The 13,453-nt window shown below is 49.8% G+C and carries 13 protein-coding genes; all 13 read right to left on the reverse strand.

Annotated features, from left to right (window positions below; all coding sequences use genetic code 11):
* Positions 1-227: 227 nt before the first annotated feature.
* The 13 genes from ftsH to yabN all read right to left on the reverse strand — a co-directional run bounded on the left by ftsH (position 228) and on the right by yabN (position 13,374).
* Entirely contained in the window at positions 228-2,306 is a 2,079-nt protein-coding gene (gene ftsH / locus AM231_RS24445) for an ATP-dependent zinc metalloprotease FtsH (RefSeq protein ID WP_054404989.1), read from the reverse strand.
* Between the two features lie 99 nt (positions 2,307-2,405).
* Positions 2,406-2,945 (reverse strand): hypoxanthine phosphoribosyltransferase, encoded by a 540-nt coding sequence (hpt, locus tag AM231_RS24450; RefSeq protein WP_053490692.1) that lies wholly within the window; start codon positions 2,943-2,945, stop codon positions 2,406-2,408.
* 68 nt (positions 2,946-3,013) lie between these two features.
* Positions 3,014-4,444 carry a tRNA lysidine(34) synthetase TilS gene (gene tilS / locus AM231_RS24455; RefSeq protein ID WP_054404991.1) on the reverse strand — a complete coding sequence of 477 codons (1,431 nt, stop codon included), beginning with the start codon at positions 4,442-4,444 and terminating at the stop codon, positions 3,014-3,016.
* 43 nt (positions 4,445-4,487) lie between these two features.
* Positions 4,488-5,408, reverse strand: coding sequence for a serine/threonine protein kinase (locus tag AM231_RS24460; protein ID WP_053490695.1), 921 nt, complete (start codon positions 5,406-5,408; stop codon positions 4,488-4,490).
* Positions 5,392-6,132, reverse strand: a complete 741-nt coding sequence (locus tag AM231_RS24465) for a vWA domain-containing protein (RefSeq protein WP_054404993.1) — start codon at positions 6,130-6,132, stop codon at positions 5,392-5,394. Before AM231_RS24465 ends, AM231_RS24460 begins: the two co-directional genes overlap by 17 nt.
* A gap of 165 nt (positions 6,133-6,297) precedes the next feature.
* Positions 6,298-8,808, reverse strand: a complete 2,511-nt coding sequence (spoIIE, locus tag AM231_RS24470; RefSeq protein WP_053490697.1) for a stage II sporulation protein E — start codon at positions 8,806-8,808, stop codon at positions 6,298-6,300.
* 345 nt (positions 8,809-9,153) lie between these two features.
* A complete protein-coding gene (locus tag AM231_RS24475; RefSeq protein ID WP_053490698.1) occupies positions 9,154-9,642 on the reverse strand; it encodes a S1 domain-containing RNA-binding protein in 489 nt (162 codons plus the stop codon).
* Positions 9,643-9,756: 114 nt separating this feature from the next.
* Positions 9,757-10,107 (reverse strand): FtsB family cell division protein, encoded by a 351-nt coding sequence (locus tag AM231_RS24480; protein WP_053490699.1) that lies wholly within the window; start codon positions 10,105-10,107, stop codon positions 9,757-9,759.
* 11 nt (positions 10,108-10,118) lie between these two features.
* Positions 10,119-10,688 (reverse strand): spore cortex biosynthesis protein YabQ, encoded by a 570-nt coding sequence (gene yabQ / locus AM231_RS24485; RefSeq protein ID WP_054404996.1) that lies wholly within the window; start codon positions 10,686-10,688, stop codon positions 10,119-10,121.
* A complete protein-coding gene (yabP, locus tag AM231_RS24490; protein ID WP_006207432.1) occupies positions 10,685-10,966 on the reverse strand; it encodes a sporulation protein YabP in 282 nt (93 codons plus the stop codon). Before yabP ends, yabQ begins: the two co-directional genes overlap by 4 nt.
* Before the next feature lie 220 nt (positions 10,967-11,186).
* Positions 11,187-11,465 carry an RNA-binding S4 domain-containing protein gene (locus AM231_RS24495; RefSeq protein ID WP_053490701.1) on the reverse strand — a complete coding sequence of 93 codons (279 nt, stop codon included), beginning with the start codon at positions 11,463-11,465 and terminating at the stop codon, positions 11,187-11,189.
* Positions 11,465-11,737, reverse strand: coding sequence for an HU family DNA-binding protein (locus AM231_RS24500; protein WP_053490702.1), 273 nt, complete (start codon positions 11,735-11,737; stop codon positions 11,465-11,467). The genes AM231_RS24495 and AM231_RS24500 overlap by 1 nt, the downstream gene beginning before the upstream one ends.
* Before the next feature lie 137 nt (positions 11,738-11,874).
* Complete coding sequence (gene yabN / locus AM231_RS24505; RefSeq protein WP_054404997.1) at positions 11,875-13,374, reverse strand: bifunctional methyltransferase/pyrophosphohydrolase YabN; 1,500 nt, start codon at positions 13,372-13,374, stop codon at positions 11,875-11,877.
* Between the last annotated feature and the right edge of the window lie 79 nt (positions 13,375-13,453).

Genomic DNA, 13,453 nt, shown 5'->3' on the forward strand with positions numbered 1-13,453 from the left:
GATGACCATATGATGTTGTAATCTGGCAGTTAGCCGCTTGAAGATGATATGACTTTTAGAACGGCTTCCATCTTTGTGAAAGGAAGCGCATCCTTATTTAACAACTAATGTACACGTTCATTCTGCCCCCTGTCAATGTGACGGAAAGCACAAAAAGAACCGGAAAACGAATTATCGTTCTCCGGTTCTTTGATTTCATTCGGTATTCGATGTTTTATCGGCGATTATCAGGTTAAGCTACTGTTACCGCCGTCTGATCCGCCTGGAGGATCCTTGCGTTCGGAATCCTTGCTCTCTGGCTCGGGATCATTCGGACCCATCGGGTTGTTCGGAATTTCATCCGTCGGAGCCGGCTGTCTGCCGTCTTCTTTCCCTTGGATACGAACTTTTACATCACCAATGTTGTCGATGATTGGCTCACCATTCTCGGAAGAACCTTCGCCTTCACCTTCACCACTGCTGCCGTTGCCTTCTGCTGATCCAGTCTCAATGAGATTCTTGATTTGCTCAAGCTCCAGTGTTTCCATCTCGAGAAGCGTATTGGCAATCAGATGAACCTCTTTGGAATGCTTGGTCAGGATGTCTTTACATTTCTCATAGCAAGCATTAATGAAACGCTGCATTTCCTGATCGATCTCATAAGCGATTTGATCACTGTAGTTCTGCTCATGTCCAATATCGCGTCCCAGGAACACTTGTCCTTGGGATGTACCAAACTGCATCGGTCCAAGCTTCTCACTCATACCGTATTCCACAACCATGCTGCGGATAATGCCTGTTGCTTGCTGGAAGTCACTGTAAGCTCCGGTTCCGATTTCACCAATGAACAGCTCTTCAGCAACACGCCCGCCAAGCAAACCGGTTACGCGATCGAGCAGTTCCTGCTTCGTCACGAGCATCCGATCTTCCTTCGGCATCATAATGACATATCCACCGGCACGGCCACGAGGAATAATCGTTACCTTATGCACCGTATCCGCATGCTCAAGGAAGTAACCTACAATGGTGTGTCCTGCTTCATGATAAGCGACGATCCGTTTCTCGCGGTCACTGATTACGCGGCTGCGCTTCTCTGTACCGACGATAACGCGGTCGATCGCCTCATCCACTTCTTTCATGGAAATATCTTTACGGTTACGACGGGCCGCCAGCAAAGCTGCCTCGTTCAAGAGGTTCTCCAAATCGGCACCCGTAAAACCGGTTGTACGCTTGGCGATGATGTCGAGTTTAACATCCTTCGTCAATGGTTTGTTGCGCGCATGAACCTTCAGTACAGCTTCACGTCCCTTCACATCTGGGCGATCCACGGTAATCTGACGGTCAAAACGTCCCGGACGAAGAAGCGCCGGATCCAAAATATCAGGTCGGTTCGTGGCGGCAACGATGATAATACCTTCGTTCGCTCCGAAACCGTCCATCTCAACCAGCAATTGGTTAAGTGTTTGCTCACGCTCGTCATGTCCGCCCCCGAGACCGGCGCCACGCTGACGACCGACAGCATCAATCTCATCAATAAAGATAATACATGGAGCGTTCTTCTTCGCGTTCTCGAACAAATCACGTACGCGAGAAGCACCGACACCGACAAACATCTCAACGAAGTCGGAACCGGAAATACTGAAGAACGGAACTCCCGCTTCGCCTGCAACAGCACGTGCCAGGAGCGTTTTACCGGTTCCCGGAGGACCGACTAGCAATACGCCCTTCGGAATACGCGCGCCTACCGTATTGAACTTGCGCGGATCTTTCAAGAAGTCAACAACCTCAATAAGCTCCTGCTTCTCTTCGTCTGCTCCGGCTACGTCCTCGAATGTAATCCGCTTCTTCTCTTCATTATATAAGCGGGCTTTGCTCTTGCCAAAGTTCATCACTTTGCCGCCGCCGCCCTGAGCCTGATTGAACAGGAAGAAGAACAGAACAAACATAATGATGAGCGGAATGAAGGATGAAAGCAAGGTCAGCCATATGCTTTGGCCTTCCATAGGCTTTATGTTCAGCTTGACTTCATTGCTTTCACTGGCAGCCGTCAGCTCTTGCATGGCTGCATCAGTAGCAGGAATATAGGTCGAGAAATTCTCCGATTTCTTCTCTGCGGGAATCTCCCTATACTTACCGGTCACCAAATAAGCGTAACCGTCAAATTGTACCGTCATTTCCTCTATGTTGTTAACTTTGACTTCCTGCCGCAGTTCATTATAACTAGGGGCTTCGGCTTGCTCACCACCATTGGTGACGAATTGGACTATACCCACCACGACTAAAAATAGAATCAAATAAAAACCAGAATTCCGGATGAACCGACTCATCCCCTACCTCCTCTCAAGACACATAAGATATTTTACCACAGCCTGTCTGGCCATCTCAACAAAGGGCCCCCAAGCTGCGGCAGCAGCCCGCTTTAGCGTTTAACTGCTGTAGATTTCCGGCTTCAAAATCCCGATGTAAGGGAGGTTCCGGTAATGCTCGGCATAATCAAGTCCGTATCCGACAACAAAAGCGTCAGGAAGTACGAATCCGGTATAATCAGCCTGCAAATCCACCGTGCGGCGTGCCGGTTTGTCAAACAGGGTAACAACGCACACCGATTTTGCCTTGCGGCTCTTCAGAAGCTCGATCAAATGGCTCAGCGTAAGACCGCTGTCGATAATATCCTCTACGATGAGAACATCCCTGCCCTCAACGGAGGCGTCCAGATCCTTAATGATCTTGACTACGCCGGAGGATTTGGTGGACGCTCCATAGCTGGATACTGCCATAAAATCCAACTCAAGAGGTACTGTTATGGATTTAACCAAGTCGGCCATAAAAATAAACGCACCTTTAAGAACGCAAATTACGAGGGGATTGCGTCCCACATATTCGGCGCTGAGTTTGGAACCGAGTTCCTTAATTTTTGCGTGAATCTCTTCTTCACTGATGAGTATTTCCTGAATGTCATTCTGCAACTTAAGTGGACCTCCTACGTTTATACTATGAAAGCGTGAAACGGGCCATTCTTCGTTTTACACTTGCCTTAAGCATCCGATAACTCCATTCGGAGAATTCGCGATGTGTGCCGCCCGCAAGCGGCATGAACGGAACGTCGTACACCTGGAATCCACACAATGATGCCGGAACCATCACAAAGAATAGGAATCCGGGCACGGACAGACGGCGGGATTTTCTCATCAATGAGAATATCTTTCACCTTTTTGCTTCCGTTTAATCCCATGATCTTCATCTTGTCTCCCGGCTGTCTGTTACGCACAGTTAAAGGAAACCGCAGCTCATCTGCATCAAATTCCGCTGCAAAGGCTGATGGTCCGGAACCGCCCCGGCTTTGGCTGCCTGCCCTTAACGACAGTTTCAGCATTTTTCCGATTTCCTTAATATACTGCTCCGAAACATCAGGAGAGTCAAGCGTGTATATGTACTGTCCCTGTTCTTCTGGAGGCTTAGGCCAAAACTGGATCACTCCATACTCGCGAACACAGGTAATGCCGTCACCCAGATCCCGCCGCCAGTTGCTACGCTGGTCGCTAAGAATGCCTTGGCGCACCGATTCAATCTTGACAAAATCGGCATTTTCCTGATCTGAGGGCAGGTAATTTAATATTAGTTTAATCAAACGCCGTTGTAAAGCGACATGTAAGCTCAAAAAGGAAGGCGCGTCAAAAGCGAGCCTCCCATCGTTCTCCTGCACCATACTCCGAAATTGCTTCGCAGCTTCAAGCTCCACAAAATCATCCTCCTGCTGGACGATTTCGGCCAGGTGATTGAGGGAGGAGGAGAACTGCCCATTGTACCGCTCGAGAAACGGCAATACTTCAAGGCGAATCGCATTACGGCGATACTTCGTCTGCAGATTGCTGTTATCCACGACATACGGGAATTCGCATACGCGGCACAGTTCCACGATATCCGCTTTGTACATACGAAGGAACGGGCGGATAAGTTCCACATTTTTTTCTGAGCGCTTCATCTTCATGCCGGAGAGTCCTGACAAACCGCTTCCGCGCAGCAAACGCATCAAAACGGTCTCTGCTTGATCATCCGCATGATGGGCTAGAGCCACGGAGCGAGCCCCGTATTTCTGCGCGGTCTGCAGCAAAAATTCATACCGCTTCTCCCTTGCAGCCTCCTGGCCCCCTTTTCCGCTTTCCTCCATATAGGCAGGAATATCGATGAACGCTGTTTCGATCGGAAGCGAAAGCTGCTCGGCAAGCTCCCGCACCATCACTGCTTCTTCATCCGATTCGGACCGAAAACCATGATGCACATGGGCACAGATTAATCGGAGCGGCGTACGGTGCAGAGATATTTCATGCAGCACATGCAGAAGCGCGACGGAATCTGGCCCGCCCGAAACGGCAACCACGATGCCATCGCCCTCTGACCACAGCTCGAACTCTGCAGCGGTATGTTCCACCTGATTAACGAATGTCCGTAAATAATTCTGTTTCACTTCCAGGTCCCCTTTATGAACTCCCCAAGACAAGGTAACAATATCATGAGCGGAAGAAGAAATAAATGGCACAAGCCATAATGACTAATGACAAAGCAAATGCGTTTTTGAGCCAACGCGGTGTATGCCCAGGCATACGGTGCAAGCTCCGGCTTGAACCCTCATATATTCGCCTTCTCCACTCGTTCAACGCTTCCCGTGAATCCGCGAACTCCCCTGATAATGCTGTGTTTAACCATATCGCGTAAGGTTTAAACACGGGGTTTCTTCGCAGTATCAGCTGCAGATCTGCAACACTGCGGGTCTGTGGTAGTTGACTTGATGCCTCCCTTAGCGATTTCTCATCCAGCAGGCCGATACACATCACGGCAAACGAGAACAAATCATAGGATGCATCACCGGTTCGGCTTCCGGCATTCCAGTATCCCCGATCATACCACTCCGTAAACTGCTTCACGCTGCGACCGAAGGCGCTGACCCCTCCGTAATCGATTAGTTCGACTCTTCCATAGGCTGAAACCATCACGTTATCCGGCTTCAGGTCTCCGAATGCATAACCGGAAGCATGCAGCACCGACAGCTTTTCCAGCAGCTTCAGACCTACCAGCCCGATCCATTCGATGCCGCGCTTTCGAATAAAGCGATGCATCGGACTTCCCTCAATGTAACGCATAACATAGAAGGAAACCTCGCCGCTGCCATCATGATGATCGTCCGCCTCCACAAGATAAGGATCAGGCATCTGTTCCTTCAACGCGTTCAGCACATTAATTTCGGATTGAAGATCCAGAGCGTCATGTCCTACCTTTAAAGCATAACGCTCACGCACTCCTGCCCGGTGGACCAGATACACCTTGCCGTTAGCTCCCTTACCGAGCATGCGTTCCACGATGTACCGGCTGTTCCGCCATTTGCCCGTAATTACGGTTCCTGGCGGATAACCCGGGTTAGACAACGTAGTCACCGAGCATCCCTTCCTCTGGGCCGGAATGATCCCGCCATGATTGATTACCCTCTAGTGTACCATATCGGTAAAATTCAATCACCTTTAACAAAGCAGGCCCCGTCGGTGTTGCCCCCTTCATCTGCAATCGGCTGAACATGCTCCGGACTCCGTCAAGATCAGAGGTCCAGTTCACATCATTTACTACAGCCTCACCGCTATGTTTCCCAGGAAAATGGAAAACAGACAGTTGGCTTGAGCCTACGCGCGCTTTCAAACTCAGCATCAGGTCGCGAATCGCTTCCTCAACGGCAGCCAGCTTGGGCTTCATGCTTGCACTTGCATCAATAAGCAGGGCAACTTGAAGCGCCGACGTTTCAGCCAGCTCATCTACCACTTCAACCACTTGCGAACGCTTGTCCGGCGGAAGCTCCTTCAGCGACCCTCCCCCTAAAATCTGATGTATCTCTTTATTTACCGCTTGCTGGATCGTCTGAACCACCGTTTTTCGAGTCATCATCTGTATCGTCTGCGCCAGCTGCGGTGTGCCTACGATCCGGTGGATGCCTCCTCCCGCTTTAGCTATTTCTTTAATCTCCAGTCCCCCAAGCTCACCGATCGTCCCATAATCAAGAACCCCTACCACGTTAACTACAATGCCTTCCTGGAGTGCGTGCGCAGCAGCCAGCACCGGGCTTGTCCCAACATTTGAACATCCATCCGTAATGAGCAAAATCTGCTTCATCCTACTCATGCCTCCCGTCTCATCTATCCTATCGATTTGACTTCTATCTCTATCATTTCCACCTTCAAGAGAGTTCAAACGATAAATAGGAAGAATGCACGGAAAAGATTTATGAACACCGGGTTCCTCCATTTCCCGGGCAATCGCTTATAATCATCGTCAGGATCAGCTAACCGTCCGCGGCCGCTCCATACGGGCAAAGCCAGGAACATGGACATTGGACCACTGCGGATGGAAATGATCGACTCGACCTACCACCACCGTCATATCATCATGGATTTGATTCTGTTGATAACGAATAACCTTCTCTAGCAAACAATCGGCAATTTCCTGCGGGTCCTCACTGTTCACTTCCTGAATCATTCTCTTCATCCACAGCTCCTTGTTCACTGCATATCCAGGTGCATCATAAATGCCATCTGTTATCATAATGAGAACGTCGCCGGCTTGCAGCTGTATAGACACCAGATCCACTTCAATATCCTGAATGATGCCAATCGGCAGATTGCTGGCTGATACCGGAATCACCTCTTGCCCCCGCTTAATAAAGCTCGGTGTCGAGCCAATCTTCATAAAGGTTGTCTGAGCCGTATATTGATCAATCAATGCCATGTCGACGGTAGCATAAACTTCATCTGGTGAACGCAGCATCAGAATCGAGTTAACCGATTTAATGGCCAGCTTCTCATCCATGCCCGATTGAAGCAGCTGCTCTAATATATTCAAAGCTGAGCTGCTCTCAAGCCTTGCCCTTTCTCCATTCCCCATGCCATCACTAAGCGCTACCGCGAATGTCCCGTTACCCAATTCGACCGTACTAAAACTGTCCCCTGACAGGATATCTCCGCCTTTAGCCGCGGCAGCGACCCCCGTCATAACTTCGAATGTTTTGGCTGAACCGAAGCGCACGGTGGCCAGTCCGTCCCTTGGGTGGGTGATGGTCTCTTCCATTACAGCAATATGCTCTCCGAGAATGTCAGATAGAAGTGGACCGATAATCTTTCTGCATTCGTCATAGCCTCTTGTGTAGGCATGAACAATCTCAATCTCGACCTGTCCGGAATCCAAACTGATGATATCGATGCCTTGGATCGATAATCCCAGCTGCTCCAGCGCCTCCCGGATCTGTTCCTCCTGTATATGCATCGTCTGGCTTTCCCGCTTAATTTCCCGGGCCAAGTCTTCCATAACCTGCGAGACTCCTGACAATTGTTCCGCCACCAGATGGCGACTATCGTATATTTGCCGTTTCCACTGCATATCATGTTGGTAGAGATGATACTGCTGCTTCAAAATGCCAAGCACCTCTTCCTTCTTGACGCAAATCCGGCTCCATTCCGGCGGCAGCTCCTCCGTATCCATCTCGGGATTCTCTTCGATTGAGGTCATCATGTCGGTCATATATTTATAAGTCTGGTAGAACTTCATATCCCAGCACTGATTGCGTTTATAACATGCAGCACAGCTTCCTTCCGCCACGGCATTCATAAAATGATTCATCTCTTCTGTCTGTTTGCCTGGAGGTTGCATGACCCCTGACGTTTGTCCGAAGCTTTGGGAGAGCTGACGGAAGACTCGTGAGAACTGAGTCACTCGATCTGCTGTAAGATCCCGCACCCGCTTCGCATATTCATGCTGTGAACGGGTATGATCCTGCGTGCCCGGCACATATTTACCTACTGCCTGCATCACATGTTTCGGTGTGATGAGGAACAGCACGATAGCGGCGCAAGTTTCCCATGTGGAGATCATCACTTGACCGGGATTACTGAAATAGATAGAGAGGATCGTGGCACCCAGCAGCATTCCCAGCGAAACACCGCCTTTCTTCCCTTCCTTCAGCATACCGGCGAGCATCCCTGAAAACGCGAGCAGACTCATCTGGGAGAAAGCCGAAATATTAGCCAGACTGAGAATCAGTCCTGTCACTACGCCAACCGAGGCCCCCAGCGGAGCTCCCCCGACTAAGGCAAACACCAGAATTAGATACCGGGATAAAATATGCTCGATCGACAGGGATTGGACGGTCCAGCCTACCGCGCCTGTCATCACGGATGCCAGCAGGATGATAATACATAGAATCTCTTCATTACGGAGCGTATACTTCTTTTTGCGGAGTGTCAGCACGGGAATGGCCTGGATAAAGACCAGCGTCAGGACAAAACTTAGCACGGCGTTCAAGGTAAGCATCATCATGGAATACCAGGTGATACTCGGTCCGATGAGGACGCTGAACAAATTCACAAAGAAGCTGGAGACAAACACCATCAGGGGCGCATAAGACAATTCTGCGCGGTCATAAGTCTCTAATCCCCGCAGCATAAAATAAAAGATGAGAATCTCGCATGGCACCATCCATGCAACTGGTGAAGATGCAAATAAACTTCCTGCCATGATCGCGATACCTACCGGCAGCAGAACATCGCGGCGCATAAAGGCAATGACTCCGAAATAAGCTACTGCAAATGGAGAGAGCTCTCCCAGAATCATAGCTCGTCCCAGCAGAAACCCCATAAAGGTCAGTAAGATCATCCACTTCTTAGCCGCCAGAAAGTCAATGGGACGCTGGAGGAATGACAGCCTGCCTAAACGTTCTGTTACCCGGGCACGTATCGAGCCCGCTCCTCCTTTAACTGCCTCAGTACCCGGAAACATCACCAAATTTCTTTTATTCATTGCGCTGGCACCCCACTCTTCACGAATTTGTTGGTCCCATTATAAAACCCCCATTCAGGAAAGTTTGTCAGAACACCGGACAAGCCCTAAAGAAATTTCCGACAAAATCAACGTGCCTTGCGAACGTTCGGGAAAAGAACGCTCACTCCCCGCGCCCAGCGGTGTTTACATCCATCAAGCTTCAGAGTTTCCGGCATGTCATTTCCCGAATTGAGGCGGACACCCCGCATCCATTCCACGTGAGCGGGCCGTAAATTGCGTAGGAACCTGTCGGACCCTTGGATGCAACGACAAAAAAACCGCAGAAGGCAATTTCCCTCTGCGGTCAGTTTATATTTTATCGAATTACATACGTTTGGCTCCGCGTCCACCGCGTTTACCTTCCGTATTCTTCTTAAGCGAAGAAATTCGTTCTTCACTATCTTTCAGGAAGCGTGACACTTTATCCTCAAATGAAGGCTTGTTGGCCGCAGGTTTAAACGGGCGTCCACCGCGTTCACGGTTGAATCCTCCTCCACCGCCACCTCCGAATCGTTCTCCGCCGCCTCCACTGCGTTCCGGTCTCGGTGCGCGGGGTGGACGACTTTCAGAAGCCGGCTTGTCAACAGCCTGCTTAATCGATAAACCGATCTTGCCATCCTTATCGACATTAATGACCTTCACGGTAACGACATCGTTGATCTTCAAATGATCATTGACATCCTTAACGTAGTTGTCGGCGATTTCCGAGATGTGAACGAGACCCGTGACACCTCCTGACAGATCCACAAATGCTCCAAAATGCGTTATGCCTGTCACCTTGCCCTCTAACTTGGTGCCCACTTCAATTGCCATAGAATAAAATGATCCTCCCTTAAAAATATACAGTCCGATTTATAAATCGCGCTGCGGTGATTTGATTATACGATAATGACCTGAACAAGGTCAACAGACGTCTATCATGCTCGATTAGGGCGTTTCGCCCGAATTCTGAGGCTGAATGATCGGCGTCTCGTTTGGCAGATACAGTCCAAACTTCTTGCGGGCAATCTGCCCAATATATTCAGGGTCCTTCAATCGCTCCACTTCATGAGTAATCTGCGTCAGCGATTGTTCAACGGACTTATAATCCTCTTGCTTCTGAGTCAGCGCTTCATTCTGATTACGGATGCGGTCATTCTGGGACCAGAGCGTCGAACCTGCCCAGATCAAAAACAGCGCCATCATCGCCACAAACATTCTTTTACGCCGGCGGGCGCCTTTGTTCTTTGTCTTGGTTTGTTGGGGAGCCTGCTTCGACGGATCAGCAAATCTTCCCATGACCATACCTCCTAAAACCAGCGCTTCCACGCCTTAATAACCTTGTCCGCAAATTGCTTGTACCATGCAGGCAGTCTGAGCCTGGATGTGATGGGTCTGACCATCCACTTCAATAGCCGCCAAAAAGGCATGAGGCATTTAAGTATTAAACGCAACAGCGACAGGAGAAACTTCCATAGAAACCTTAGCAATCCTAAGCACAGCATCAGGATTCCTATAATCGGATTCCACAGCAACATACGGAATAGCTTGTACAAAAAGGACAGCAAGCCTTTTGTCACCTGAATTAACATTACCACAAAACGCTGGGTTATGACACTCCATAATAAAAAATAGATCCAAACCCCTATAATTAGCCCAACAAACACATAAAAGCGTAGCTGTCCGTTGTTGGTCACATACAGCATGCGAAAAATGAAGAAGGCTGCCGCAATCCAATAAAAGAAATCAAGGGCATGCTTAGACCATGACGGGAATCGGAGCTGCCCTGCCAGCACCCGGTAGCTGTCAAAGGCGACGCCCATCGCCGCTCCGGAGAAGAGCATCCAGAGCAGCGTGATCCACTGTACGCTGGGATTCATTTAAACAGCTTGCCCAGCAGACTCTTGTTCTTGGCCTGCGATCCGGGGTTCAGATATATCAGCGAATGCACCTGACCTTCAATCGATAAAAGCCCCTCTTCCAGGCTGAGATTCTTAATATGTAAATTCTGGCCTCGAATTGTGAGATGACCCAGTTCGGTTTGAAGCAGAAACTCCTCACTGTCAAAGCTCTCTACATTCTGGACGCCCGTAATGTCCAGCAGCTTTCGGTTCTGCATCCTCAGGTCATGAAACTTGCCCTTCCCTTGGTCGATCATGGCATGTACCCCTCCTTTTAACAATAGCTTATGGGGAGGTACCTGTCTTTAGAACCGGAACAAGCGTACACACTTCGTGAAAGATCAATGCGCTGCCAGAAAGGACTTACCGAAAGGAACGGGCTTGAAACACCCTATTCTATATACACATCTTAAGGAAAATAGAAACGCCCCCCGCACCATATGGTGAGAGGGACGTTTCATGGAACGGATTAGGCTGCTACCAGTCCAATCCGCGATCCTTTACGATCGGTTCTTCCTTGACCAAGGTATAGAGGCTGGTTGCCTCCTCTTTACGGGTTGTCTCGGTAAGACGCTCGACCCGGACGGTCACCAGCTTCTGGCCAAATTGAACGGTGATCTCATCGCCCAATTTAACCGTGCTGCTCGGTTTCGCCTCACGGCCATTGATCAATACCCGGCCTTGATCCGATACATCTTTCGCTACGGTGCGCCGCTTGATTAACCTCGATACTTTCAGGAATTTATCGACACGCATTATTTTACAGCTTCTTTAAGTTTGTTCCCTGCTTTGAATGCAGGTACGTTGGATTCTGGAATTTCGATTGTGTTGCCTGTTTGCGGGTTGCGGCCTGTGCGTCCAGCGCGCTTGCGAGTTTCAAATGTACCGAAACCGATCAATTGCACTTTATCGCCATTAGCCAACGCGTCGGTGATTTCACCAAGGAAGCCGTTCAATACGTTCTCTACATCTTTTTTTGTCAATCCGCTTTTACTGGAAATGTTGTTGATCAGATCTGTTTTGTTCATGAATTAAATCCTCCCAATTATCAGAAAAATATTAAATTTCGGTTATTCGGTTATACCGCCTTGCTTCTGGCAAGGTTTCACCATACATGATTATTCTGGATGCCTTGCAGAATTCCTGCCGTGATTCGCTATTTTTTTTAATTTTCACGCGTTTCTGTCTTAGCCGCCTGCCAAAGAGCTTCCATTTCGTCCAGCGTGCTCTCTTGCAGAGTTTTGCCCTGAGCAGCAAGCTGCTGCTCTATGTAGCTGAAGCGAGCAACAAACTTCCGATTGGTTCTCGAAAGTGCTTCTTCCGGGTCTGCTCCGATAAATCTTGCCGCATTCGAGACGGCGAACAACAAATCTCCTAGCTCCAATGCCGTATCCCGCTCCGACTGCCCCTCCGCTACTGCCTGCCGCAGTTCGCCGAGTTCTTCTTCAATCTTCTGAAATACGCCCTCGATATGATCCCAATCGAAGCCAACCTTGGATGCTTTCTTCTGGAGTTTGTACGCCTTCATCAATGCGGGAAGATCCCGCGGTATGCCGTCCAGTGCCGAAGCTTTCTCCGGGGAGAGCCCCTTGCGGCGTTTCTCCTCAGCCTTCATCTGTTCCCAATTCTGCAGGGCAGACTCTGCATCCTCGGCATGGCTCTCGCCGAACACATGCGGGTGGCGGTAGATCAGCTTGTCATTCAGAGCCTGAATCACATCATACACCGTAAATGTGCCGAGCTCCTCTTCCATCTGGGAATGAAGCATGATCTGCAGCAGCAGATCGCCGAGTTCTTCCTGCATATGCTCTGGGTCATCCTCATCAATCGTCTCAAGCACCTCATAGGTTTCTTCGATCAGATTTTTGCGGATGGACTCATGGGTCTGCTCACGATCCCATGGGCATCCCTCAGGACTGCGAAGAATGCCGACAATTTCATGCAGCCTGGCAAATGTTCGCTGCCGAAGCTTGCTGTCATCACTCCGGGGCACGTAGACAAGGGATAGGTTTCCATATCCTTCGATACGATCCAGCTCATACAATGGCACGCGCTCGATGACTTCCTCACCTTCAACGCCCAGAGCATGGCCGACAATGACCGGATAATCATCCGGATACAGCTCCATCAGCGCCAGCTTCACTTCAGAAGCGGTAAACATATCATACACCTGGCCAATCAGGGTATGCAGCTGCGGCTGAACAAGACTTGCGCTGAGCTCTGCGGCATCAAGAAGCTGAAAGCCCTCAATGGGATCGAAACCAAGACGGACGAATGCCTCGTCCAAAAAGCTCTCGCCGCCGAGCACCGTAAGCGTCACATTCTGCGCAGGGCAGCGTTCCCGCAACAAACGGACTGTGGCTTCTGCTACCATCGGATGTCCCGGTACCGCGTAGACCAGCTCTTGACCTTCATCACCGGCTTTGGCCAGATTGATTAGTGCGGAAGCAATGGATTCGTACACCTCAGGAAAGGTGTCATGCGCTTCATACAAATGGTCAAACGAGTCCGGATGTACCTCAAGTTCGTTGAGCGCAGCGATAACCGGATGGGATAATGTGCGGACATATACCTTCGATGCGCGCTGCATGGTTTTTAGGATACCTATCGTTAATCGATCCGGATTGCCCGAACCCAGGCCGACCACCGTAATGGATGCACTCATAACACTACTTCCTTTCGCTCTTCATCCGCCTTGTCGACGTCATTATCGTACACTACTATATCACAGAAGATCAAACATC

Origin of the sequence: Paenibacillus solani (assembly GCF_001277345.1) — a bacterium.
In the GTDB taxonomy this organism is placed as follows: Bacteria; Bacillota; Bacilli; order Paenibacillales; family Paenibacillaceae; genus Paenibacillus_AQ; species Paenibacillus_AQ solani.